The following is a 24,099-nucleotide window of genomic DNA, read 5'->3' on the forward strand; positions in this document are numbered from 1 at the left end:
CTCATGACGCAACAAGGAACAGACGTGAGCTGGGCGCTCCGCGATCTCGTCGAGAGCATCAAGGAGATCCGTTTCGCCCTCGTGGCCTCCAGCGACGGCAAGGCCATCACCTCCTACGGCGCCGACGACCCCGACGACGTCGACCGCTTCGCGGCCGTGGTGGCCGGCCTGCAGGCCCTGGCCCAGCCGGTCGCCGAGCAGTTCCCGAAGTACGCCGGGCAGTTGCGCCTGGCGATGATCGAGGTCGACGGCGGGCACCTCTTCGTCGTGCGCGCCGGTGTCGAGACGTACCTCGGCGTCCTGGCGAGGGAGGGCCTCGACCAGGGGCTGCTCGGGCACCAGATGAGGGACCTGGCCCGCAGGATGGGTGAGCTCCTCGGCACCACGGTGCGCCTGGAGGAGCACTCTGGATGAGTGCTCCCCGCAGGCCGTCCGACCCGTCCGGTCTCGAGCGCTACTACGTCCTCACCGGCGGGCGCAGCGGGCCGGGCGGTTCGGCGGCGGGCCTCGACGTGGCGACCCTGGTGGTCGCCCGCGCCGCCCCCTTACCGGGCATGCAGCACGAGCACGAGGAGATCCTCCGGCGCTGCCGCGACCCGCTGTCGGTCGCCGAACTCGGCGCCCACCTCGGGCTGCCCTTCAACATTCTCGCGGTGCTGCTGTCCGACCTGCTGGAGGCAGGTCGCGTCGAAGCCCGTAACCCCATCCCGGCGCACGGCGCCGGCCGCGGGCCCGACCTGGCGCTCCTCGAGGAGGTACTCAGTGGACTTGAAAGGCTTTGACCGCCCCGGAGAGCGGGCGGCGGCCGGGGACACCCGTTCGGTGAAGGTGATGATCGCCGGCGGCTTCGGCACCGGCAAGACCACGATGGTCCGGTCGGTGAGCGACATCAGGCCGCTCACCACCGAGGAGACCCTCACCGAGGCCAGCGCCGGCGTCGACCGGGTCATCGGGGTCGCCGACAAGACGCAGACCACCGTCAGCCTGGACTTCGGCAAGATCGCCCTCAACGACAGCCTGGTGCTGTACCTGTTCGGCACGCCCGGCCAGGAGCGGTTCTGGTTCCTGTGGAACGGGCTGTTCAAGGGGGCGCTCGGCGCGATCGTGCTGGTGGACACCCGCCGGCTGGCGTCCAGTTTCCGGGCGATCGAGGAGATGGAGCGCCAGGAGGTGCCCTTCGTCGTCGCCCTGAACGTCTTCCCGGACTCCCGCGACCACCCGGTCGAGGAGATCCGGGACGCCCTGGACATCCCCGAGCACACCCCGGTCGTGGCCTTCGACGCCCGGGACCGGGCTTCCAGCAGGGACGTCCTCGTCGCCCTGATCCACCACCTGAAGGAACGCTCGGCCGCGGCCCTGGAGGCCTGATGAACGCTTCGCCCGACAGACCCCTCCAGCCCCCGAGCGGCTGCCCCGTCGCCCACCACGGGTCCGAGCCGGCCCGCCTGTACGGCCCGGAGGCCGCGACCGACCCGGGGAGCATCTACGAGCGGCTGCGCGAGGAACACGGCTCGGTCGCGCCCGTCCTGCTCGAAGGGGACGTGCCCGCCTGGCTGGTCCTCGGCTACCGGGACAACCGGCGGGTGCTCGACAACCCCCGCCAGTTCAGCCGGGACGCCCGGATCTGGCGGGACTGGGCGGAGGGCCGGATCGAGGAGACGTCCCCGCTGATCCCGATGCTGGGCTGGCGGCCGGACTGCGTCTCCCAGGACGGCGAACCGCACCGCAGGCTGCGTGCCGCGGTCACCGACGGGCTCCAGGCGGCCGCCGCCCGGGGCGTGCGGCGCCACGCGACCCACTTCGCGAACAAGCAGATCGACGCGTTCGCCGGCGCCGGACGCGCCGACCTCGTCCAGGACTACGCCGAGTACCTGCCGATGCTCGTGCTCACCCGGATCCTCGGGCTCCCCGAGGCGGAGGGGCGCGACCTGGCCGAGTCCTGCGCCCGGGTCCTCAAGGGCGGCGAGGACGCGCTCGTCCACGACGCACGCATCAAGGAGATCCTCGGCCGGCTCGCCGAACGCAAACGCACCGAACCGGGCGGCGACTTCACCACCGCCCTGCTGGAGCACCCGGCGGGCCTGGACGAGGGCGAGGTGGTCAGCCATCTGCGCCTCGTCCTGATCGCCGCGCACACCACGACCAGCAACCTGCTGGCCCGGGTCCTGCAGCTGATCCTCACCGACACCACCCGGCTGACCGGGCTGATCGGCGGGCAGCTGACCATCTCCGCCGTCATGGAGGAGGTCATGTGGAACTGCCCGCCGCTGGCCGTGCTGCCGGGCCGGTTCGCCGCCGGCGACCTGGAACTGGGCGGCCATCGGATCCAGGAGGGCGACCTGCTGGTGCTGGGCCTCGCCGCGGGCAACGCCGACCCGGAGATCCGGCCCGACACGGGCGTGTCCGTGCAGGGCAACCAGGCCCACCTGGCGTTCAGTTCGGGTCCGCACGAGTGCCCCGGGCAGAGCATCGGCCAGTCCGTCATCGAGATCGCCGTGGACGTCCTGCTGCACCGGCTGCCGGGACTGGCCCTCGCGGTGCCCCCGGAGGAGCTCGGCTCGACCGCCTCCACGTGGGAGTCCCGGCTGGACAGCCTGCCGGTCGAGTTCCCCGTCTGACCGCGCGGCGGTGGTGCCCGGCCGTTCCCGCGGCCGGGCACCACCGGGTCACACCGTCAGCAGGTCGTCCACCGAGCCCCGCCCGGCCAGTTCGGCCGTGGCCACCGCGCCCTCCTTCGCCGCCGCGTAGCGGCCGGTGGTCAGCGCCCACTCGTAGTTGCCGCTGATCCAGTGCTGGATGGCCTCCACGCCCTTGCGCACCCGGTCGCGCTCCGCCTCGTCGAGCCGCAGCTCGTCGCACATCCCCGGGACACGCGCCTGGAGTTCGAGGTACTCGTCGAGGCAGGCGGTCGTCATCCGGCAGGCCTCGTCGGTCGCCTCCTGCCAGGAGCAGCCCCGCTCCCGGCGGAGCACGGCGATGAGGTTGTGACCGTCGCCGCGGCGCTCCTCCCGCTCGAACGAGTGGATGTCGTTCATGAACCCGATGGTGTCCGCGGCCAGATCGCGCATCCGCTCCATCACGGGATGCGCCATCGCCTGCGCCGGCACCTCGAAGCCGCGGCTGCGCTCGCCCGCGTCGATGCTGTGGTGGATACCGACCGTACGGCGCCGGAACGCGGTGTACTCGTCGAGCCCCAGAGTGCCCTCCAGCCCCCGGGCGGCCAGATCGACCTCCTCGCAGTGCGCGACCAGGAAGCGGCCCCAAGAGGCGGCGAACCGGGTCTGCCATGCCAGGGACATGCCATGCGAGAGATGCTTCCAGACCTCCGCCCAGGCCAGAGTGATGGGACACACCACCCGGGGCGGACTGCCGGCCGGCCGCAGCGGGGTGACGATGAGCTCCCGCGCGACCTCCGCTATGAGGTCGGCCCGGTCCGGCCGGCTGACGTCGAACTGGTCGTCGAAGAGGAACGCCAGTGAGAACCAGTTCATCAGCACGACCATGTCGTCCGCCGACGCGTACGGATACGTACGGGCGGCGGCCTGGGGCAGGTCCCAGGACCTGTACTCCTCGAACCCCTCCCGGCTGCGGACCAGGCGCATCTCCCACACCCAGCGCAGATGGCGGGCCCGGGCGTACTCCAGATGCTCGCTCACGGGGGTGTCGAAGGGGAGGTCGAACCGGACGTCCTGAGGCATGCGCTTCCTTTCGGGGAACGGACCGCAGAGCCCCCCACCCCTGCGAGCGGACGGCGGCCCGCACCGCCCGCACACTCCAACTGGGCTTCGCAGTCCGTAAGTTGAACCGAGAAGCAGTACCAGGATGCCCGTGAGAGGAACCGGCCGCTCCGCCGTCCCGCCGTGATCTTGGTTACTGCGGAAAGCGCTTGAGCTGCGTACACTCCCTCGTCCCTCACCAGCACCGGCTCGCCCGCCCGGCCGCCCGCCCTCCGGAGCGGTACGGCGTCACACTGGACGCGTCCGTACGACGACCGCTCAGGAGGCGCACCGACGATGACGTCCGCACCCGCACGCAGTGCCGATCAGCGCATGAAGGACACCCTGCACCGGCTGGAGCACGACGTGGACGCCTGGGTCGCCACGGCCGGCAGCGCGTCCGGCGCACCGCACCTCGTCCCGCTGTCCTTCCTGTGGAACGGCTCGTACCTGCTGTTCGCCACACCCGCGTCGAGCGTCACCGGACGGAACCTGGCGGCGACGGGCCGGGCCCGGGTGGGCATCGGCCCGACCCGGGACGTCGTCATGGTCGAAGGCGCCGTGGAGACGGTGCAGCCCGCCGACCTCACCGAGGAGGACGCCGAGCTCTTCGCCGCCAAGACCGGCTTCGACCCGCGCCGCCTCGCCACGCCGTACCTGTACTTCCGCGTGGTGCCGCGGCGGGTGCAGGCCTGGCGGGAGGCCGACGAGCTTCAGGGCCGCGAACTCATGCGCGACGGACGGTGGTTGAACACCGACTGAATCGGCCGGTCCGGGATATCCGCAAGGTACGGGGCCGCGGGGCACGAGCGCCCCGCGGCCGGGATCCTGCGGAGGAGACATGGCACTGGTGAAAGCGGGGGTTCTCGTGCTCGACTGCGCCGAGCCCGAGAAACTCGCCGTGTTCTACAAGGAACTGCTGGAGGGAGAGGAGTCGGACGCGACCGCCAACCGGGTGGAGATCACGACCGCCGACGGCTTCCGGCTCGCACTGCGCCGGGACGTCAACGCCACCCCGCCCAGCTGGCCGCGCCCGGAGAACTCCCTCCAGGCCCACCTGGAGTTCGTGGTGGACGACCTCGACGCCGTGGAACGCCGCATCGTCAGCCTCGGCGGCCGCCCCCTGGAGGCCAAGGACGCCTCGGGCCCCCTGGAGGAGCGCGGCTACGCCGACCCGGCCGGCCACTCCTTCACCCTGCGCCGCACCGCCCCGACGGCACCGAAGCAGGGCTGACCCGGGACATGCGACGGCCCCGCCCGGCACGGCTTCCGTTCTAGTGGTCGTCGCAACACCCCAGCTCAGGGGATGCGATGGACTTCAAGATCCGGGAGGACCGGCGGCAGGCGCCAGGCCGAAAGACCCTGGTCCGTGAGCGGGAGGAATACTTCCGGCTCATGGACCAGGGCGTCAGCAGCATGGAGGCTTGCCGGATCGTCGGCATCAACCGGCGCACGGGGAAGCGGTGGCGCAACGGACGCCAGGCCACGGGGAGTACCCGCAGTGCGCCGCCGATCCGCCGGCCGCTCTCCTCGGCTGGCCCGTCGCGGTATCTGCGCGAGGCCGACCGCATCCACATCGCCGACCGGCTGCGGGAGAAGGCGTCGATCCGGCAGATAGCCACCGAGCTGGGCCGGAGCCCTTCCACCATCAGCCGGGAGATACGCCGCAACGGCATGCCACTGCGCGGGGACGCCTCCCGCTGGGCCTACCGCCCGCACGCCGCCCAGTCCCGCGCCGACGCCCGCCGGCCTCGGCCGAAGCCGGGCAAGATCGGCCAGAACCCGGAACTGCGGGACTTCATCCAGCACCACCTCGAACGACGCTGGAGCCCCGAGCAGATCTGCCAGGCTCTGCGGGCGCGCTTCCCCGACCGGCCGGAGATACACGTGACCCACGAGACCGTCTACCAGGCCCTCTACGTCCAAGGCCGCGGCGAACTGCGCCGGGAGCTGGCCAAAGCACTGCGCACCGGCCGCACGATGCGCAGGCCGCACCGCCAGTCCTACCGGCGCCAGCCCCGCATGGCCAAGGACATGGTGATGATCAGCGACCGGCCCGCCGAGGCCGCCGACCGGGCCATCCCCGGACACTGGGAGGGAGACCTCATCATCGGCAAGGCCCACAAATCCGCAATCGGCACGCTCGTCGAGCGCTCCAGCCGCTTCGTCACCCTGGTCCACCTGCCCGACGGCCGCCGCCCCTCACAGATGCGGGACGCACTGATCCAGACCGTCTCGACCCTGCCCGCCCAGCTCAGACGCTCCCTCACCTGGGACCAGGGCTCCGAGATGCACCTGCACAAGGACTTCAGCACCGCCACCGACATGCCGGTTTTCTTCTGCGACCCCGGCAGCCCCTGGCAGCGCGGCTCGAACGAGAACACCAACGGCCTGCTGCGGCAGTACTTCCCCAAGGGCACCGACCTGGACCGCCACACCCGCGAGGACCTGGACGCCGTCGCGGCCGAGCTGAACAGCCGACCACGCAAAACGCTCGGCTGGGAAACCCCAGCCGAGCGTCTCGCTAAGCTCCTGGCGACAGCCAGTTGATCAACTTGTGTTGCAACGACCCCTGGAATGCGCCCGGAGCCGGGCGGGGCCGTTCGGTGTCGCTGCCGGCCGGGTCAGTCCCGGCCGCCCTTCTCGCCGACCGGCCACGTGCCGGTCGAGCGCTCGATCGCCTTGGCGCCCGCACGGTCCACGGCACTGCGCACCACGGCGAAGATGGCGCCCTGGATCGCGGCGGCCAGCAGCACCTCGCCCCAGCCGCGGTCCTTGTCCAGCGCGTCGGGCGCGTCGTCCTCGTTCCGGATCGCCTTCCACGTCTTGCGGAAGGCGAGCCCGGCCAGCCAGCCGCCGGACCAGCCGAGCACGAAGCCGACCGGCTGGTAGGCGAGGGACATCTTCTTCTTCTTTGCCACGGGAATCTCCTTGCTGACTACGGGTCGTTCGGATGTGGTCAGGGGGTGTGCGCGGCCGGGATCCGCTCCTCGGCGCGGACCGGCCCGGGCGGGGTGCCGTCGCCGAACGGCCGGCCGCCCAGCTCCTCGCGGTGGTGCGGGGTCAGCCAGCCGGACAGATCCGGCCCCAGCGGCACGACACGGGTCGGGTTGATGCCCGTGTGCACCTGGTAGTAGTGCCGCTTGATGTGGTCGAAGTCGACGGTGTCGCCGAACCCCGGCGTCTGGTAGAGGTCACGCGCGTACCCCCACAGCACCTGGTTCTCCGTCAGCTTCCAGCGGTTGCACTTGAAGTGGCCGTGATAGACCGCGTCGAAACGGACCAGTGTGGTGAACAGCCTGATGTCCGCCTCGGTGATCGTGTCCCCGACGAGGTACCGCTGCCGCTCCAGCCGGGCCGCGAGCAGCTCCAGGCGACGGAACACGCCCGCGCAGGCGGCCTCGTACTCCTCCTGCCCGGTGGCGAAGCCGGCCCGGTACACGCCGTTGTTGACGTCCTCGTAGACGTCCGCCATCACCTCGTCGATCTCGTCGCGCAGCCCGTGCGGGTACAGGTCCGGGGCCCCGTCCCGGTGCAGGGCCGTCCACTCGGTCGCGAGGTCGAGCGTGAGCTGCTGGTAGTCGTTGGTGACGAGCCGTCCGCTGGGGACGTCCACGAGCGCCGGTACGCTCACGCCGCCCGGATGGTCCGTCTCCCGGCGGTCGTAGGCCTCACTCAGATAGCGGATGCCGAGGACCGGGTCGCGCCCGTCCTCGTCCAGCGTGAAGCGCCAGCTGCGGTCGTCCTGGATCGGATCGGCGACGGCCAGCGACAGCGCGTCCTCCAGGCCGAGCAGCCGGCGGGAGACCAGCGACCGGCTCGCCCATGGGCAGGCCCGGCTGACGACCAGGCGGTACCGGCCGGCCTCCACCGGCCAGCCGTCCCGGCCGTCCGCCGTGACCCGGTCCGCGAAGTGCGCCTTGGAGCGCTTGAACGTCCTCCTTCCGTAGGCGCTGTTGTCGTCGTCGCCGTCGTCGCGGCTCATGGGGGTGACCTCCTTGCCGTACGTGTTCCCTGGTGAACGCGTTCCCCGTTTTCCGCGGACGGCACGGTGTGAGCACCTCCGAGCGGGGCAATCGGCGGAGGTGACTGAACAAGCATCTGATCGGAGGACACGCGTCACCGTCCTGGTGGCGCTCGCGGCCAACCTGGTGATCGCGGCCGCGAAGGCCGTCGGCGGCCTCGCCGCGGGATCACCCGCCCTGCTGTCGGAGGCGGCCCATTCGGTGGCCGACAGCCTGAACGAGGTGTTCCTGCTCGCGGCCCTGCGCCGCAGCCGCCGCCCCGCCGACCGGCGGCACCCCTTCGGCTACGGCAAGGAGCGGTTCTTCTGGTCGCTCCTCGCGGCGGTCGGCATCTTCGTGATGGGCGGCTGCTTCTCGTTCTTCCAGGGCGTCGAGGCCCTGACGACCGACTCGGAGGAGGACCTCGGCGGCTATGTCGCCGGCCTGATCGTGCTCGGCGTCGCCCTCCTCGCCGAGGGCGCCTCCCTGCTGCGCGCGCTGTACCAGGTGCGCCGGCAGGGTGGGGCGCGGGAGGGGATGCGCGATCCGGCCCTGCGGACGGTCGTCGCGGAGGACGGCACCGCGGTGCTCGGCGTCACGCTGGCGATCGGCGGCATGGCGCTGCACATGGCCACCGGGCAGGTGGTGTGGGAAGCGGGGGCCTCGCTCGCGATCGGCGCGCTGCTGGTCTACGTCGCCTACCGGCTGGGTCGGGAGGCCCGTGACCAGCTCATCGGCGAGGCGGCCGACCCGGAGGCCAGCGGCCGGATCCGGGCACTGCTGCGGGCGCAGCCCGAGATCGACAGCGTGGAGGAGCTGTTCACCATGAAGACGGGCCTCGACTCGACCCTGGTGGCGGCCCGTGTCGACCTGGTGCCGGGGCTGGACAGCGAGCGGGTGGAGGAGGTCGCCGTCCGGATCAAGCGCTCCATCGCGAGCACGGTGCCCGAGGCCGACCAGATCTTCCTCGACGTCACGGACCGCCGTCTGGCGCGCGAGGCAGCGGAAAGCCCCGCCGCGACGGGGGAGCGCGGCGGGGCCTGACCCACGCGTGCCCGGCCGAAGCCGGTTCATGCACCCGGGCGGAAACTTTTTTCCCGAGCGGTTCGCGAGGGCAGCCGATGCGAGGGCGAAGGCGCTGGGCGCCGAGGGCTCCGGCGGCCGGGGCCGGGCCCTCGCGTCGCCGTTCGTTCAGGCCGCCCGCACGGGGAGCGCGGCCGGGCCGCACCCCGTGGCCGCGGCCGGCCTCAGTCCTTCTCCACCGGCTCCAGGACGAACACCGGGATCTCCCGGTCGGTCTTCTCCTGGTACTCGGCGTACGCCGGGTACGCCGCCACGGCCCGCTCCCACCACCGGGCCTTCTCCTCGCCCGTGACCTCACGGGCCGTCACATCCTGCTTGACGGGGCCGTCCTGGAGTTCGGCGCGGGGGTCGGCCTTGAGGTTGAAGTACCAGACCGGGTGCTTCGGCGCGCCGCCGAGGGAGGCCACCGCGGCGTAACGCCCCTCGTGCTCCACTCGCATCACCGGTGTCTTGCGCAGCTTCCCGCTCCGGGCGCCCCGGGTCGTCAGGACGATTACCGGCATGGAAGTGCCCTGCAGCGTCGTGCCCCGCGTACCGCCGGAGCTCTCGTACAGCTCCACCTGCCGGCGCACCCACCCGGTCGGGCTCGGTTCGTACTCGCCGTCCAGAGGCATGGCATCCATCCCATCGTCGTCGCGTCCACGGCTGACTGGCTGGTGCCTATAACACCCGCACGCCCGGGAATCATCCGGCCGGGGCCCGGGCCGGACCCCTCACCCCGGTGCCATCGCCATCCGCACGGCCAGCACCGTCATCACCCCGCTCGCCACCAGTGCCGTCACCAGCCGGCCCCGGTGCCCGGTCAGCGCCCGGCCCAGCAGCGCGCCGCCCCCGGCCAGCAGCACCTGCCAGCTAGCGGAGGCCGCGAAGGCGGCCAGGACGAACACGCCCTGCTCCCACGGCCCGGCCGGACCGGAGGCCTGCGCGCCGAGCACGAGCGCGGCGAAGTAGACCACCGTCGTCGGGTTGAGCAGCGTGATGCCGAGCAGTCCCCAGAACGCCCGGGCCGGACCCGGGGGAGCGGAGGCCGCGCGCGTGGCGAGCCGGTGGCCCCGGTACGCGCGCAGCGCGCCGGCCGCGCCCCACAGCGCGAGCCCGAGCAGCACCAGCACGCAGACCCACCGCAGCGGCCCGAGCACCGGCCGCAGCGCGTCGGCCAGGGCGGTTCCGCCGAGCGTCGCGGCCAGGGCGTAGAGCCCGTCGGCGGTGGCGACGCCCAGCGCCGCGCAGACGCCGGTGCGCAGGGAGGTACGGGCGCTGAGGGAGACGAGGTAGGTGCCGACGGCGCCCACGGGGACGGCGATGCCGTACCCGGCGAGCAGCCCGGCCACGAGCGCGGCGGTCATGACCGCGGCGGTGTCGGCCCTCCGGGGCGGCCGGACCGCTGCTGTCGGCGCGCGGCGGGAGCGGCGGCGGACAGCGGCAGGAAGGCGTCGAAGGAAGGCATGGCCGGATCCTGCGCCCCGGACCGCAGCGCCCACAACCGGTTTTCGCCGCCGTGCCGCCAGGCCCGGCCCGGGGACCTGCCGCGGCTGCCGCGGGGGCGTCCGGTCCCCGCCGCCGTTCGAACTGGACGACGGCATTCCCCGGCCAACTTGCACGTCACCCCCGACATGGCCGAAGTTGACGTCGCCCCATAGGTGCCTTGGGCATCTAATGAAGATCGGCACGACGCACACTTCGTCTGCGAGGTCTTCATGACGGAAACGACCGCACCCGTCGCCTTCCCCCAGAGCCGGACCTGCCCCTACCACCCGCCCGCCGCCTACGCACCGCTGCGCACCGAACGCCCCCTGACCCGCATCACCCTCTTCGACGGCCGCGAGGCCTGGCTGGTCACCGGACACGCCACCGCTCGCGCGCTGCTGGCCGACCCGCGGCTGTCCTCCGACCGCGACCGGCCCGGGTTCCCCGCCACCACCGTGCGCTTCACCGGGTTCCGCAACCGCAGGACCGCCCTGCTGGGCGTCGACGACCCCGAGCACCGCGCCCAGCGCCGCATGGTCGTCGGGGACTTCACCCTCAAACGGGCCGCCGAACTCAGGCCCCGCATCCAGCGGATCGTCGACGAGCGGCTCGACGCGATGATCGCCCAGGGCCCGCCCGCCGACCTGGTCAACGCCTTCGCGCTGCCCGTCCCGTCCATGGTGATCTGCGCCCTGCTCGGCGTCTCGTACGGCGACCACGACTTCTTCGAGGCCCAGTCGCGCCGGCTGCTGCGCGGTCCGGAGGCCGCCGACGTACTGGACGCCCGGGACCGGCTGGAGGCGTACTTCGGGGAGCTGATCGACCGCAAGCGCGAGAACCCCGGCACCGGCCTGCTGGACGACCTGGTCCAACGGCAGTTGCGCGACGGCGAGATCGACCGCGAGGGCCTGATCGCCCTGGCGCTGATCCTGCTGGTCGCGGGCCACGAGACCACCGCGAACATGATCTCCCTCGGCACCTTCACCCTGCTGCGGCACCCCGAGCGGCTCGCCGAGCTGCGCGCCGACCCGGGGCTGGTGCCGGCCGCGGTCGAGGAGCTGATGCGGCTGCTGTCGATCGCGGACGGCCTGCTGCGCACGGCAGTGGAGGACATCGAGGTGGCCGGGACGACGATCCGCGCGGGCGACGGCGTCGTCTTCGCGACGTCGGTCATCAACCGCGACGAGACGGTCTACGCCGACCCGGACACCCTCGACTGGAACCGCCCGGCCCGTCACCACGTCGCGTTCGGCTTCGGCATCCACCAGTGCCTCGGCCAGAACCTGGCACGCGCGGAACTGGAGATCGCCCTGCGCACCCTCTTCGAGCGGCTGCCCACCCTGCGCCTGGCCGCCCCGGCCGAGGAGATCCCCTTCAAACCGGGCGACACGATCCAGGGGATGCTGGAACTCCCCGTGACCTGGTAAGAGGCTTCGGGACATGCACATCGACATCGACAAGGACGTCTGCATCGGCGCGGGCCAGTGCGCGCTGACCGCCCCGGACGTGTTCACCCAGGACGACGACGGCTACAGCACCCTGCTCCCCGGGCGTGCGGACGGCGGGGACAGCCCCCTGCTGCGAGAGGCGGCCCGGGCCTGCCCGGTGAGCGCCATCACCGTCTCGCACACGGTGGGCTGACGCCCGCTCAGGCGGCCCGGACCAGCAGCCGGGCCGCCTCCCGCGCCTCGTTCGCGGGCTTCGCGCTGCCGGTGATGCCCGCCGTGACCATCGCGCCCTCGGCCAGCAGGAACAGCTGCCCGCCCACCGCGGCGGGCAGCCCCGCCTCGGCGGCGAGGGAGTCGAGGTACTCCCGGAACGCCCGCTTGTGCGCCCGCACCCGCTCCGCCACCGGCGTGGACATGGCCCCCAGTTCGCCGTAGGCGTTGATCCATGCGCAGCCCCGGAAGCCGGGCTCGTCGAACCACCGGCCCAGCCAGTCGTACACGGCGAGGATCCGCTCCCGCGCCCCGTGCCGCTCCTCGACGTACGCGGCCAGCTGTTCGCGCCAGCGCGTGTCGCGCCGCTCCAAGTAAGCCTCCACCAGGCGCTCCTTCGCGGGGAACAGCTGGTAGAGCCGCTTGAGCGAGACCCCGGACGCGCTGCGCACGTCGTCCATGCCGACGGCCTGCACGCCCCGCCCGTAGAACAGCTCCTCGGCGGCGTCCAACGCCCGTTCCCGGGCCACCGAACTGTCCATGTACGACCACTCCTTGACGCGAGAACCAGCGTTCTCCTACGGTAGCAGCCCTGTGGAGAACGCACGTTCTCCGCCTGCCTCTCCGGGAGGATCCATGACCGACCGCCCACCCCTTCCGCCCTTTACCCGTGAGACGGCGGCACAGAAAGTGCAGGCCGCGGAGGACGCCTGGAACACCCGCGACCCCCACCGGGTCGCCCTCGCCTACTCCGAGGACTCCGTCTGGCGCAACCGCGACACCTTCCTCACCGGCCGCGCCGAGATCGTCGCGTTCCTCACCGGCAAATGGGCGCGCGAGCGGGAGTACGCCCTGCGCAAGGACCTGTGGGCCTTCGACGGCAACCGCATCGCCGTCCGCTTCCAGTACGAGTCCCGCGACGCCGGCGGGCAGTGGTGGCGCTCCTACGGCAACGAGCTGTGGGAGTTCGACGAGCGGGGGCTGATGACCCGCCGCGAGGCGAGCATCGACGACGTGCCGATCGAGGAGGCGGACCGCCGCATCCACGGCCCGCGGCCCGACGCCGAGCGGGGGCGCGCCCTCCCGCTCCGCTGACGCATTCCCGCTCCGCCGGCACCTTCCCGGCGTGGGGCCCCGCGTGGTCACTAGGGTTGCGGGGATGACCGCACAGACCGCCCGCAAGCCCTTCCTCTACGTCGTCGTCTGCGCCGCCGGCATCGCCGCCGAGGTCGGCGAGCTCATCGCCGCCGCGCAGGAGCGGGGCTGGGAGGTCGGCGTCATCGCGACGCCGGTCGCCATGAACGGCTTCTTCGACACCGCCGCCGTCGAGGCCCGCACCGGCCGCCCGATCCGGTCCGCCTGGCGCACGCCGGGCGAGCCGCGCCCGTTCCCCGCGCCGGACGCCGTGGTCGTCGCCCCCGCCACCTTCAACACCGTCAACAAGTGGGCGGCGGGCATCGCCGACACCCTCGCGCTCGGCACCCTCTGCGAGGCCGCGGGGCTCGGGGTGCCGATCGCCGTCCTGCCGTGCGTGGCCGACGCGCTGGCGGCCCATCCCGCCTACCGGGCCGCCCTCGAACGGCTGGGCGGGATGGGCGTCCGCTTCGGCGAGCCGTACTCCGGAGAGCCCCAACCGGACGGCGCGCGGCCGGAGTTCGCCTGGCGGCGGGCACTGGACCTGCTCGAACGCGGCTGAGGTCAGGAGCAGCCGACGGTCGGGCCCTCGACCATGCCGCCGGTGTACAGCGCCTGCCCGCGCGGCATCCAGTAGCCCAGCTTCGAGACCACCGTGGAGCAGGCCGACGTCTGCCGGACCCGCACCCGCACGGTGGCCGGACGCCCCGGCTGCAGATCGGTGAGGGCGCAGTCCACCGAGAACCCCAGCCGGTCCCGGGACGGGGCCCGGCCGATGAGCGGATTGACGCAGCGCGCGTCCGCCGTGCTGATCCGCACCCCGGTGCTCTCCTCGCCGATCAGCCCGAACCGCGCGCTGCCGTCGCCCTGTTCGCTGTCCCGGTACACCCGGTAGGTCAGCGTGGTCGTGGTGCCGGGGCGCAGCATGTGCCGGTCGACCTCGACGCGGTGCGTGGGCTGCTGCTTCGGTGCGGTCAGGGTGAGCGTGGCCCGCACCGTGCCGCGCAGGTCCACCCCGGAGGGCGTGGACCGCACGTGCACCGAGGCGGTGACCTCGTAGGTGCCCGGGCCGGGGTACGGCTGGGAACCGGGCAGCGTCCCGGAGGCCACGGCCGCGCCGTCGCGCCGCGCCGTCCAGCTGCCCGAGGTCAGGCACGCGTACCGGACGGACGTCCCGGGGCGGCGGCAGGAGGCGGGGGCCGACACGGCCATCACCGGGGTGCCGCTGCCCGCGCACAGCTGGACCACGGCCCGCTCACCCCGCGCACCCCGCAGCACACCGGCGGGCGCGCACAGCGTCGCCGGCCCCTCGGCCGCAGGCCCTTCACCCGCCGGCGCCTCGCCTGCAGGCGCCCCGGCCGCCGACGCCTCGGCCGCGGGCGCTCCGGCCGCCGGTGTCGCGGCCGCCGGTGTCCCGGCTGTCGCTGCCGCCGCCTCGGCCCGGACGTCGGCCGGCGGGGGCACCGGGCGGCTCCAGGCGGTGGAGACGAGCGCGGCGCAGACCGCGGCCGCCCCGGTCAGGGTCCTGAGTGTCCTGCGTCGTGCCGCCATGTGTCCTCCCGTACGTGACCGACCGGCCGGGCGCCGGTCACCCGCGCCGAGGATGCGCCGTGGGACGGGCCGCCCCGCCGCTCCCACGCCGGTCGGTCACCTGAGGGCAGCAACCGGCGGCCGGCCGCCGGACGGACCCGGCTTCGAGCGCACACCAGCACGTACGGTGGCCCTGATACCTCTCCCGAAGGCAGGAGCAGCAACGATGCAGTACGTGAAGCTCGGTTCGACGGGCCTGGACGTCTCGCGGATCTGTCTGGGATGCATGACCTACGGCCTGCCCGACCGCGGCACCCACGAGTGGACCCTCGACGAGGAGGCCTCCCGCCCGCTGATCCGGCAGGCGGTCGAGGCGGGCATCACCTTCTTCGACACCGCCAACGTCTACTCCGACGGCACCAGCGAGGAGATCGTCGGCCGGGCCCTGCGCGACTTCGCCCGCCGCGACGAGATCGTCCTGGCGACGAAGGTGCACGGCCGGATGCGCCCCGGGCCGAACGGCGGCGGCCTCTCCCGCAAGGCGATCATGACCGAACTCGACCGGAGCCTCGCCCGCCTGGGCACGGACTACGTCGACCTCTACCAGATCCACCGCTTCGACCCGCACACGCCGGTCGAGGAGACCATGGAGGCGCTGCACGACGTCGTCAAGGCCGGCAAGGTCCGCTACATCGGGGCCAGTTCGATGTACGCCTGGCAGTTCTCCAAGATGCAGTACACCGCGCGGCTGAACGGCTGGACCCGGTTCGTCTCGATGCAGAACCACTACAACCTGATCTACCGCGAGGAGGAGCGCGAGATGCTGCCCCTCTGCGCCGACCAAGGCGTGGGGGTCCTGCCGTGGAGTCCGCTCGCCCGGGGCCGCCTCACCCGCGACTGGGACACCACGACCGGCCGCAGCGCCACCGACACCTTCGGCAGCACCCTCTACCAGGACGGCGACCGCTCCATCGTCGAGGCCGTCACGCGCATCGCCGAGGCCCGCGGGGTGCCGCGCGCCCGCGTGGCCCTGGCCTGGCTCCTCCACCAGGACACCGTGACGGCCCCGATCGTCGGGGCCGCCAAGCCGCAGCACCTCACGGACGCGGTGGCGGCGGTGGAGCTGGAGCTCGACGGCAAGGAACTGGAGGAGCTGGAACGGCCCTACACCCCGCACCCCATCGCCGGTCACTAGGCCGTGCGCGACCAGTGGGGTCCCTGCGGTGCGAACTCCGTGCCGCAGGGCCCCGCGCCCTCGCTCTCCGGCAGCACCACCCGCGCCCCGTTCATCGACAGGGTCCGGTAGTACGCCCCGATCCGCTCGGCCGACCGCCCCACGTAGTGCCCGATGAACGACCGCCGGAACCGGCCGGCGGTACGGTTCGGCTGCGAGCCGTGCACCAGACTGCCGTTGAAGAACAGCACGTCCCCCGGCCGCATGTCGACGGGCACGGTCTCCAGCCCGGGCGGCGGCGGGACGTACTCCCGCGCGAAGGACACGTCCGCGTCCGCGAGCTCCGGGCAGAACAGCTCCATGCGGTGCGTGCCCGGCACGACCTCCAGACCGCCGTTCTCCCGGTCGATCACGTCGCAGGCCACCCACGCCGCCACACAGGTGCCCGGCTCGACCCGCAGATAGAAGTTGTCCTGGTGCAGCGCCTGCCCCCGGGCGCCCGGCGGCTTGAAGTAGAACATGCTCTGCGCGGCCAGCACCTCCTCCCCGAGCAGCGTCTGAAGCACCGTCCGCAGCCGGGCGTCGAGCAGGACCTCGCGCGCCATGTCGTTGATCTCGTGCGGATGCATCACACGCGGCCACGCGCGCAGCGGATCCGCGTCCGGCCCGCTGTCCCTCGGCTGGACGTGCCCGGGCACCGGGCCCGCCTCGCGCAGCGCCGCGAACTCCCCGCACAGCCGGTCGATCTCGTCGGCCCCGAAGAGGCCGCGGACCACCGTGAAACCGTCCTCCTCGAAGCCCTCCCGGTGTCGCCGCAGCCCGGCGTGGTCCAGGATGGGAGCGCCGGTGGCGCCGTTGCCCGTGACTGTCATGCCCGCACTCCTCGGTCGGTGTCCCCCGGTCCTGACGCTAGGCCGCCGCGTCGCCCAGGAGGATGCCCGTGCGTGCTGACGGATTGCCCGGCACTGCTGCGCCGGGAGACGCCGGTGACCCGGCGCCGCCGCCCGGCCTGGTCGTGCTCGGCCACTTCGACCAGCCCTCCGGCTACGCCGTCAACCGGCCCCAGGGGTCGCCGAGTTGGCTCATTACCTGGACCACGGGAGGGCGGGGACGGCTGCGGCAGGGCGCCACGCGGACCCCGGCCGGCCCGGGCGACCTCGTCGTGCTCGCCCCGGGTGTCCCGCACGGCTACGCGGTCGGGCCCGGCGCCCGGCACTGGCGTTTCTGGTGGGCCCACTGCCAGGCCCGCCCGGCCTGGACCGCGTGGCTGCGGCCGTACGGCACCGGCGACGGGGTGTACGCGGTCCCGTCGGTCCCGGCCGCGCTGCACGGCCGTGTCGCGGCGGCCTTCCGGCGGATGCGCGCCGACGCCCGCTGGACCGGGACCGGCGCACCGCCCGCCCCGGATCCCACCGGTTCCCCGGACGGCCAGGTCGCCGTCGCACACGGCAGCGCCGCCCGCGAACTCGCCCTGTGCGCCCTGGAGGAGATCGTCCTGCTCGCCACCGCCGCCGCCCGGCCCGCGGCGACCCGACCGGGTCTGGACGCCCGTGTCCGCCGGGCCGCGGAGCTGATCGCCGCCGATCCCGGCGCCCCGCACACCGTCCGCTCGCTGGCCGGGGACGTCGCCTTGTCACCGTCCCGCTTCGCCCACCTGTTCAGCACGCAGCTCGGCCAGTCGCCGATGCGGGCGCTGCGCGAGGCCAGGCTGCGGCACGCGGCCCGGCTGCTGGAGAACACCGACCTGCCCGTGGAACGCGTCGCCGCGGCCTCCGGTTTCGCCAGTCCCTTCCACTTCAACCGGATCTTCCGGGAGCGCTACGGGATACCGCCCGGCGCCTACCGGACCCGCCACGGAATCCGGTGAGAGAGCGCAAATCCCTTTCGCCGCGCCGGTTGACAGTTTGTCAAAAGGCGTCGGCCGCGCACGTAATGCTCGAAACGGCTGGATCTCTTGTTCCCTGTCGCTGACCTGTGCAAAGGTGTGCCGTGCAGGTGTGCTGACAACACGCCTTTCTTTGTATGCGCGAGGCCGACGGGCCGGCATACCCCTTGGTCCGGACTTTTATTCCGCATGTCCTCGAGAGGAATGCAGCCGTGAATGACGCAGGCCCGTCGAATTCTCCGGCCCCGGCCCGCGGGTTCGGAGCGACGGACGAGCAGCTGAGTGCCGAGCTCAGGAAGTGGACGGGGGCGACCCCGGCCCTGCATCCCGTCGGCGAGCTGCTGGACCGCCACTGGGAGGCGGGCTTCGCCTACGCCCGGCTGTGCACCGACGGCCCGCGCGCCGCCGGCATCCTCACCACCGCCGCCTTCACCCGGCTGTTCGGGGAGACGCTGCGCCAGAGCGGCCCGACCTCCGCCTGGCGTCCGCACCTGCTCGTGACCGTGCGGCGCATCGCGGCCGAATGGGCCGGTGACCACCGGCGCGACCTGCTCCACCCCGACCTGCGCGCCGAGGGCGGCCCGCGTCCGGCGGCCCGGCTGCTGCCCCCGCCGCAGCGGCGCCTGCTGTCCGGGGCCTTCCCGCGGCTGCCCCAGTCCGCACGCTGTCTGCTGTGGCACGTCGAGGTCGAGGGGGAACCGCCGGCCGCACCGGCCCGGCTCCTCGGCCTGGACGAGGAGGGCGCCCGCGTCGAACTGGAGCGGGCCCGGGACCGGCTGCGCGAGGAGTGCCTCCAGCTGCACCGCGAACTCGCCCCCGACGAGGAGTGCCGGCGCTATCTGCGCCTGCTGGACGTGACGTACCGGCGGGGCGGCCGCGACATCGACCCCGATCTACGCGCGCATATCGGCAGCTGCGGGCACTGCGGCGCCGCCGCCGACCAGCTCGACCACTTCAACCGCGGCCTGGGCACCGCCCTGGCGGAGGCGGTGCTCGGCTGGGGCGGGCGGCAGTACGCCGAGGGCCGCCCCGGCGGGACCGCGGAGGTTTGCCCCGAGAGCGGCCTGCCCGCCGGCGCGACGGCCGGGGAGCTGTTCGACACCCCGTCCGGACCGCCGCGCGCGGTCACGCTCGGTGCGGCCGGCCCCGCCCGGGAGGCGTTCCCGGACCCGGTCGCCCTCGCCGGCGCGATCGGGGAGTCGTTCACCGACTCCGCCGCGACCGCGGGCGGCACACCGGCGCCGGCCCCGGCCGGCGCCGCCCAGCATGACCCGGACCCGGCCCTCGCCCCCGCAAGCGCCACGACACCGTCCGCCGGGACACCGTCCGCCACGGCGCCGTCCGCCGGGGCAGCCCCGGGCCCGCGCCGTGCGGGCTCCCGCGCCGCCGCCCGCAGATCCGCCCACAAGGCGGCCCGCCGCGCCGCCCGCCGCCGTCACCTCGCCGTGGGCGTCCTGACCGTCAGCGGGCTGGTCGTCGTGCCGCTGGTGCTGTGGTCCCTCGCGAACTCCGGGGACGGCGGCCCGTCCGGCGCCGGGCGCGGTGCCGAGGAGGCACCCGGTCCCGACGCGGGCGAGCAGACCCGCGACCCGTCCTGGGCCGGGGCGGGCGACGCCGAGCAGGGCGCCCTGCGCGGACGGCTGCACAACGTCGGCTCCGACCGGTGCGTCGCCCTCGACGGCGACAGGGCCGTCGCCGGCGCGGAGGCCGTACTCGCCGCGTGCTCCGCGGACGCGGGCCAGCAGTGGACGTACGAGACCGACGGCCTGCTGCGCAACGGTGCCGCTCCCGAGCTGTGCCTGGACTCGCGCCTCGGCTACTCCGTGCGGCTCGCCCCCTGCGCGGGTCCCTCCCAGCCGGACTCCAGGAACGTCCGCTACGACTTCACCCTCCAGGGCGCCCTGGTGCCCCGCTGGGATCAGGACCTGGCCCTCGTCCCGGCGGCGACGGACGGTTCCGGATCCCTGGTCCTCAAGGCCCGCGCCGACCAGGACGTGCAGCGCTGGGTCATCGACACCGCCAAGGCGGAGCTGCGGATGGAGTCCGTCACCTGGGACACCGCCCTGCCGTCCCCCCGGCCCACGCCCACCCCGGCACCGGTCCCGTCCGCGACGACCACGCCCCCACCGGCCTCCACCACCTCCGCGCCGGCGCCGGGCAGCACGGCGCCCACCGAGCCGCCCTGCCGCCGTTACGGCCACTACTGCGACGAGGACGGCGGGTACGGCTCCCCGGAGTACGGCTACCCCGGCTACGGATACGGCGGCTACGGACACGGCGGCTACGGCGGGGGCGGCCGCCGCTGACCGAGGGCGATCAGCCGCCGCCCCGGCCTCTCGGACCGTGCCTCTCAGACCGTGCCTCTCGGACCGTGCCTCTCAGACCCCCAGGACGCGCAGGGACAGCCACAGCGCCACCACGGCCGGTACCAGCGCCGCCGGCACCGCCAGGAGCCCGAGCCGGGTGAACTCGCCGAGCTCCACCCGGTGCCCGTGCTGCTGCACGATCCGCCGCCACAGCAGGGTCGCCAGCGATCCGGCATAGGTCAGGTTGGGGCCGATGTTCACGCCGAGCAGCACCGCCAGCACCGCACCGGGGCCGGACCCCGCGCTCAGCGGCAGCAGCACCAGCACCGCGGGCAGGTTGTTGATGAGGTTCGCCAGCACGGCGGCCAGGGCGGCCAGGCCCAGCAGGGCGAGCAGACCGTCACCGCCGGGCAGCACCCGCTGGAGGGCGTCGGCCAGCCCGTGGTCCACGACCGCGCGCACGACGACCCCGAGCGCGAGCACGAACGCCAGGAAGGCCGGTGCCGCGGACCGCACCACCGTCAGCGGCGTGGCCCGGCGCCGGAGCATCGCCCGCGCTGCCAGCACCAGCGCCCCGGCCAGGGCGGCCCACGCCGGTGACATGCCGACGGCGGAGGCCACCGCGAACCCGGCCAGCGTGCAGCCGACCGTGACCAGCGCGAACAGCGGCAGCGGCTCGGGCGGTCCGGCCTCGTCGGGGGAGGGCGGCGGGGCGCTCAGCTCGTCGTCGAAGAACCGCCGGAACACCAGGTACTCGGCCGCGATCGCGACCAGCCAGGGCAGGGCCATCAGGGCCGCGAACCGCGTGAAGCTGAGCCCGCTCGCCGCGAAGGCCAGCAGATTGGTCAGGTTGGACACCGGCAGCAGCAGCGAGGCGGTGTTCGACAGATGGGCGCAGGCGTACAGGTGCGGCCGGGCGCGCACGCCCATGCGGGTGGCGGTGGCGAGCACGACCGGTGTGAGCAGCACGACCGTGGCGTCCAGGCTGAGCACGGCCGTGATGAGCGAGGCGAGGACGAACACCGCCGTCAGCAGCCGGGTGGGGCGCCCCGCGGCCCGGCGGGCCATCCACGCCCCGCAGGCGGTGAAGAGACCCTCGACGTCGCAGAAGTGGGCGAGCACCAGCACGGCGGCCAGGAAGCCGACCACCGGGCCGAGCCGCTGGATCTCCTCCCAGGCGTGGGCGGGCGAGATGATTCCGACGGCGACCGCGAGCGCTGCGGCCGGCACCGCCAGCACGGCCTCGGGCAGCCCTTTCGGGCGGGCCACGGCCCACAGCAGCACGGCGGCCAGCAGCGTCACGGACAGGACTTCGGCGAGCGGGGTGTGCAGGGGAGTCCTCCGGAACGCGAACAGATGGTGCCCGCCGAGGGAACCAGGTGAAGGTAAGAGAGCCGTAATGAACGCTCGGGCGCCGCGGGAGCGGTCCGGGGGGCCGGGCGTCGCCGGCCGGAGCGGTCAGATGTCGTCGAGCAGCGCCAGCTCCGCCCAGATCGTCTTGCCCTCGGCGGTGTGCCTGCTGCCCCAGCGCTGGGTCAGCTGGGCGACGAGGAGCAGACCGCGGCCGCCCTCGTCCCAGGTCTTGGCCCGCCGCAGGTGCGGTGCCGTGTGGTTGGTGTCGGAGACCTCGCAGATCAGCGTGGACGCGTCGTGGATCAGCCGGAGCCGGATGGGCGGGGCGCCGTAGCGGATGGCGTTGGTGACCAGCTCGCTGACCACCAGCTCGGCCGTGAACGTGGCCTCCAGGAGGTCCCAGCGTTCGAGCTGGTCGACGACCTGCTTGCGGATGGGCGCGACCAGCGCCGGGTCGGCGGGGATGTCCCAGGTCGCCACCTGGGAGGAGGGCAGGCCGCGGGTGCGGGCCAGCAGCAGGGCGACGTCGTCGGCGGAGCCGCCCGGCGGGAGCAGGGCGTGCAGCACCCGGTCGCAGGTCTCGTCCAGGGAGTCGGTGGGCGCCGACAGGGCCTCGCGGAGCATCCGCTGGCTCGCGTCGACGTCCCGTTCGCGGCTGGCGAGCAGCCCGTCCGTGTGGAACGCCAGGACGCTGCCCTCCCGCAGGTCGACCTCGGTGCTTTCGAACGGCAGCCCGCCGACCCCGAGCGGCGGTCCCGAGGGCAGGTCGAGCTGCCGGGCCGGACCGTCCGGCGGTGCCAGCAGGGGCTGCGGGTGCCCGGCCCGGGCCAGCGTGCAGCGCCGGGACACCGGGTCGTAGACCGCGTACAGGCAGGTCGCGCCCACCTCGCCGGTGCCCGCGTCGCTGCCGGACTCCTGGGAGAGCCGGACGACCAGGTCGTCGAGGTGGGTGAGCAGCTCGTCGGGGGCCAGGTCGATGTCGGCGAGGGTGCGGACGGCCGTGCGCAGCCGGCCCATGGTGGCCGAGGCCTGGATGCCGTGGCCGACGACGTCCCCGACGACCATGGCGACCCGCATCCCCGACAGCGGGATCACGTCGAACCAGTCGCCGCCCACGCCGGAGCGGGTGGCGGGCAGGTAGCGGGAGGCCGCCTCCACCGCCGCCGTGCGGGGCAGGGTCCGGGGCAGCAGGCTGCGCTGGAGGGTGAGGGTGGTCTCGCGCTCGCGGGAGTAGCGGCGGGCGTTGTCGATGCAGACGGCGGCGCGGGCCGTGACCTCCTCGGCCAGCAGCACGTCGTCGTCGGTGAACGCCTCCGGCCGCCGGAACCGGGTGAAGACGGCGACGCCGAGGGTGGCGCCCCGGGCCTGCAGCGGGACGGACATCGTGGAGTGGATGCCGTACTCGCGGACCCGGCGGAAGCGGACCGGGTCCCAGGCGAGCCACCGCTCCAGGTCGGCGGAGGAGCCGGAGGCCACGACCGTGTGGCCCGCCACCAGGGAGGCGGCCTGCGGAGAGCTCTCGGGGTAGACGTCCACCTGGCCCGGCTTGGCGACGGCCTCCGGACTGCCCGGGTTGACCGACCGGTGGGCCGCCCGGCGCAGGTTCACCGGCGGCGCCGGCGGTCCGGCGGGCTCGCCGCTCTGGCCCGGTGGGTCGAGCAGGTCGACGCTGACGAAGTCGGCCAGCGCCGGGACGCACACGTCCGCCAGCTCCTGGGCCGTACGCGTGACGTCGAGGGTGGTGCCGATGCGCACGCTCGCCTCGTTGACCAGCTGCAGCCGCTCCCGTGCCCGGTACTGGTCGGAGAAGTCGTGGGCGGTCACGCACACGCCCCGCACCCGCCCCGCGTCGTCGGTGAGCGGGGCCATCCGGGCCAGCCAGGCGTGCGGCCCCCGGTCCTCGCCGGTGGCCTTCATGTACGTCTGCATGTCCTGCCGCCGGCCGGTCCCCAGCACCCGGCGCAGGTGCTCCTCCAGGTCCCGGTTCTGCTGCCGGCTGCCGATGTCGGTGGGGCGCAGTCCCCGCAGGCGGCCGGCCGGCAGCCCGAGCAGGTCCGCCATGGCGTCGTTGACGCCGTGCAGGCGCAACTGCTCGTCGAAGATCATCATGGCGCAGGGTGACTGCGTCAGGGCCGCTCGCAGCAGCGGGTCGTCCGGGACGTCCCGGTCCGGCATCGCGGGCGGGGCCACGGCGAGCCAGTCGGTGGTGTCCGGGCCGTCGGGGGGCCGGCGGTGGGCGAGCACCCACACGGGCACCGTGCGGCCGTCGCGGTGGCGCAGGCTGAGCGTGCCGCTCCAGCGGGCGTCGACGGGCGTGGGCGGCGGGTCCGCCCCGTCGGCCAGCAGCCCCGCGGCCGGGCGGCCCACGACCTCGTCGGCCGTGTGTCCCAGCAGGCGGCGGGCGCCCTCGCTCCACTCGGTGAGCGTGCCGTCGGCGGCGATGACGACACGGGCTGCCACGCCATCGTCGAACGGCTCGTCCGGGCTCATCGTCGCCACTCCATACGGACACTCACAGTAAACAGGGAGGTCACTTGAGTTCCAGACTAGTCCGTAGACGCCCGGCGTGGACGGGTAACCCCGGTGCGGCCCTCGACGGCCGGCCCGGACACCATGGTCAACGTGACCGGGCCGATGCGCTGTCAGCCGATGTCGAGGCTGTCGAAGTCGTACGTCGCGCAGTCCGGGAAGCCGTGGATCCTGCCGTCTCGCACGTGAACAGGTGGAAGACGGGTTCCGCTTGCCGGCCGGCGGCACGTCCCGCTTCACCCGTCAGGGGGCGAGCGGGC

Annotated in this window: 25 protein-coding genes; 15 read left to right on the forward strand and 10 right to left on the reverse strand. The window is 73.6% G+C overall.

Annotated features, from left to right (window positions below):
- The first annotated feature begins 3 nt into the window (after positions 1 to 3).
- The 4 genes from CHR28_RS29390 to CHR28_RS29405 are packed head-to-tail and all read left to right on the forward strand — an operon-like array spanning position 4 to position 2,618.
- A complete protein-coding gene (locus CHR28_RS29390) occupies positions 4 to 414 on the forward strand; it encodes a roadblock/LC7 domain-containing protein (protein ID WP_094056737.1) in 411 nt (136 codons plus the stop codon).
- Positions 411 to 782, forward strand: a complete 372-nt coding sequence (locus CHR28_RS29395) for a DUF742 domain-containing protein (protein ID WP_094056738.1) — start codon at positions 411 to 413, stop codon at positions 780 to 782. The genes CHR28_RS29390 and CHR28_RS29395 overlap by 4 nt, the downstream gene beginning before the upstream one ends.
- Positions 763 to 1,368: a GTP-binding protein gene (locus tag CHR28_RS29400; RefSeq protein ID WP_094056739.1), complete on the forward strand. Its 606-nt coding sequence runs from the start codon at positions 763 to 765 to the stop codon at positions 1,366 to 1,368. The genes CHR28_RS29395 and CHR28_RS29400 overlap by 20 nt, the downstream gene beginning before the upstream one ends.
- The gene (locus tag CHR28_RS29405; RefSeq protein ID WP_094056740.1) at positions 1,368 to 2,618 is read left to right on the forward strand and encodes a cytochrome P450; all 1,251 of its coding nucleotides are present in this window, start codon (positions 1,368 to 1,370) and stop codon (positions 2,616 to 2,618) included. Before CHR28_RS29400 ends, CHR28_RS29405 begins: the two co-directional genes overlap by 1 nt.
- 48 nt (positions 2,619 to 2,666) lie before the next feature.
- Here the strand turns inward: CHR28_RS29405 and CHR28_RS29410 are convergent, their stop codons facing one another.
- Positions 2,667 to 3,698, reverse strand: coding sequence for a 7-epi-alpha-eudesmol synthase (locus CHR28_RS29410; RefSeq protein WP_094056741.1), 1,032 nt, complete (start codon positions 3,696 to 3,698; stop codon positions 2,667 to 2,669).
- Between the two features lie 315 nt (positions 3,699 to 4,013).
- Here CHR28_RS29410 and CHR28_RS29415 point away from each other — a divergent pair, with 315 nt between their 5' ends.
- The 3 genes from CHR28_RS29415 (at position 4,014) to CHR28_RS29425 (ending at position 6,266) form a co-directional block, all read left to right on the forward strand.
- Positions 4,014 to 4,478, forward strand: a complete 465-nt coding sequence (locus tag CHR28_RS29415; protein WP_094056742.1) for a pyridoxamine 5'-phosphate oxidase family protein — start codon at positions 4,014 to 4,016, stop codon at positions 4,476 to 4,478.
- 79 nt (positions 4,479 to 4,557) lie between these two features.
- Entirely contained in the window at positions 4,558 to 4,950 is a 393-nt protein-coding gene (locus CHR28_RS29420; RefSeq protein WP_094056743.1) for a VOC family protein, read from the forward strand.
- A gap of 77 nt (positions 4,951 to 5,027) precedes the next feature.
- On the forward strand, positions 5,028 to 6,266 hold the full coding sequence (locus CHR28_RS29425; protein WP_094056744.1) for an IS30 family transposase: 1,239 nt from the start codon (positions 5,028 to 5,030) through the stop codon (positions 6,264 to 6,266).
- 74 nt (positions 6,267 to 6,340) lie between these two features.
- Here CHR28_RS29425 and CHR28_RS29430 read toward each other — a convergent pair whose 3' ends face one another.
- On the reverse strand, positions 6,341 to 6,637 hold the full coding sequence (locus tag CHR28_RS29430; protein ID WP_094056745.1) for a DUF4235 domain-containing protein: 297 nt from the start codon (positions 6,635 to 6,637) through the stop codon (positions 6,341 to 6,343).
- Positions 6,638 to 6,675: 38 nt separating this feature from the next.
- A complete protein-coding gene (locus CHR28_RS29435; protein ID WP_094056746.1) occupies positions 6,676 to 7,701 on the reverse strand; it encodes a glutathione S-transferase family protein in 1,026 nt (341 codons plus the stop codon).
- Here CHR28_RS29435 and CHR28_RS29440 point away from each other — a divergent pair.
- A complete protein-coding gene (locus CHR28_RS29440; protein ID WP_373453399.1) occupies positions 7,700 to 8,764 on the forward strand; it encodes a cation diffusion facilitator family transporter in 1,065 nt (354 codons plus the stop codon). The genes CHR28_RS29435 and CHR28_RS29440 overlap by 2 nt on opposite strands.
- Before the next feature lie 203 nt (positions 8,765 to 8,967).
- Here the strand turns inward: CHR28_RS29440 and CHR28_RS29445 are convergent, their stop codons facing one another.
- Together CHR28_RS29445 and CHR28_RS29450 are read right to left on the reverse strand one after the other, a co-directional pair.
- Complete coding sequence (locus CHR28_RS29445; RefSeq protein ID WP_094056748.1) at positions 8,968 to 9,417, reverse strand: nitroreductase family deazaflavin-dependent oxidoreductase; 450 nt, start codon at positions 9,415 to 9,417, stop codon at positions 8,968 to 8,970.
- Positions 9,418 to 9,516: 99 nt separating this feature from the next.
- Complete coding sequence (locus CHR28_RS29450) at positions 9,517 to 10,149, reverse strand: LysE family transporter (protein WP_094056749.1); 633 nt, start codon at positions 10,147 to 10,149, stop codon at positions 9,517 to 9,519.
- A 351-nt stretch (positions 10,150 to 10,500) separates the two neighbouring features.
- Between CHR28_RS29450 and CHR28_RS29455 the strand changes: the two genes are divergently transcribed.
- Positions 10,501 to 11,697, forward strand: coding sequence for a cytochrome P450 (locus CHR28_RS29455; protein ID WP_094056750.1), 1,197 nt, complete (start codon positions 10,501 to 10,503; stop codon positions 11,695 to 11,697).
- Positions 11,698 to 11,710: 13 nt separating this feature from the next.
- Positions 11,711 to 11,911: a ferredoxin gene (locus CHR28_RS29460; protein WP_094056751.1), complete on the forward strand. Its 201-nt coding sequence runs from the start codon at positions 11,711 to 11,713 to the stop codon at positions 11,909 to 11,911.
- Between the two features lie 7 nt (positions 11,912 to 11,918).
- Here the strand turns inward: CHR28_RS29460 and CHR28_RS29465 are convergent, their stop codons facing one another.
- On the reverse strand, positions 11,919 to 12,470 hold the full coding sequence (locus tag CHR28_RS29465) for a TetR/AcrR family transcriptional regulator (RefSeq protein WP_094056752.1): 552 nt from the start codon (positions 12,468 to 12,470) through the stop codon (positions 11,919 to 11,921).
- A 94-nt stretch (positions 12,471 to 12,564) separates the two neighbouring features.
- Between CHR28_RS29465 and CHR28_RS29470 the strand changes: the two genes are divergently transcribed.
- Complete coding sequence (locus CHR28_RS29470) at positions 12,565 to 13,023, forward strand: nuclear transport factor 2 family protein (protein WP_094056753.1); 459 nt, start codon at positions 12,565 to 12,567, stop codon at positions 13,021 to 13,023.
- A 64-nt stretch (positions 13,024 to 13,087) separates the two neighbouring features.
- Positions 13,088 to 13,624, forward strand: a complete 537-nt coding sequence (locus CHR28_RS29475; protein WP_094056754.1) for a flavoprotein — start codon at positions 13,088 to 13,090, stop codon at positions 13,622 to 13,624.
- Between the two features lie 2 nt (positions 13,625 to 13,626).
- Here CHR28_RS29475 and CHR28_RS29480 read toward each other — a convergent pair whose 3' ends face one another.
- Positions 13,627 to 14,613, reverse strand: a complete 987-nt coding sequence (locus CHR28_RS29480; protein ID WP_094056755.1) for a hypothetical protein — start codon at positions 14,611 to 14,613, stop codon at positions 13,627 to 13,629.
- A 205-nt stretch (positions 14,614 to 14,818) separates the two neighbouring features.
- Between CHR28_RS29480 and CHR28_RS29485 the strand changes: the two genes are divergently transcribed.
- Positions 14,819 to 15,787 carry an aldo/keto reductase gene (locus CHR28_RS29485; RefSeq protein ID WP_094056756.1) on the forward strand — a complete coding sequence of 323 codons (969 nt, stop codon included), beginning with the start codon at positions 14,819 to 14,821 and terminating at the stop codon, positions 15,785 to 15,787.
- Here CHR28_RS29485 and CHR28_RS29490 read toward each other — a convergent pair.
- A complete protein-coding gene (locus tag CHR28_RS29490) occupies positions 15,784 to 16,638 on the reverse strand; it encodes a phytanoyl-CoA dioxygenase family protein (protein ID WP_094056757.1) in 855 nt (284 codons plus the stop codon). The two genes, CHR28_RS29485 and CHR28_RS29490, sit on opposite strands and share 4 nt — an antisense overlap.
- 62 nt (positions 16,639 to 16,700) lie before the next feature.
- Here CHR28_RS29490 and CHR28_RS29495 point away from each other — a divergent pair, with 62 nt between their 5' ends.
- Positions 16,701 to 17,633: a helix-turn-helix domain-containing protein gene (locus CHR28_RS29495; protein WP_094056758.1), complete on the forward strand. Its 933-nt coding sequence runs from the start codon at positions 16,701 to 16,703 to the stop codon at positions 17,631 to 17,633.
- A 230-nt stretch (positions 17,634 to 17,863) separates the two neighbouring features.
- The gene (locus CHR28_RS29500; RefSeq protein ID WP_256984480.1) at positions 17,864 to 19,957 is read left to right on the forward strand and encodes a ricin-type beta-trefoil lectin domain protein; all 2,094 of its coding nucleotides are present in this window, start codon (positions 17,864 to 17,866) and stop codon (positions 19,955 to 19,957) included.
- A 72-nt stretch (positions 19,958 to 20,029) separates the two neighbouring features.
- Here CHR28_RS29500 and CHR28_RS29505 read toward each other — a convergent pair whose 3' ends face one another.
- Together CHR28_RS29505 and CHR28_RS29510 are read right to left on the reverse strand one after the other, a co-directional pair.
- A complete protein-coding gene (locus tag CHR28_RS29505; protein WP_094056760.1) occupies positions 20,030 to 21,289 on the reverse strand; it encodes an SLC13 family permease in 1,260 nt (419 codons plus the stop codon).
- 126 nt (positions 21,290 to 21,415) lie between these two features.
- On the reverse strand, positions 21,416 to 23,800 hold the full coding sequence (locus CHR28_RS29510) for a SpoIIE family protein phosphatase (RefSeq protein WP_094056761.1): 2,385 nt from the start codon (positions 23,798 to 23,800) through the stop codon (positions 21,416 to 21,418).
- Positions 23,801 to 24,099 lie beyond the last annotated feature (299 nt).

Origin of the sequence: Streptomyces sp. XY006 (genome assembly GCF_002237655.1) — a bacterium.
Lineage (GTDB): Bacteria > Actinomycetota > Actinomycetes > Streptomycetales > Streptomycetaceae > Streptomyces > Streptomyces levis.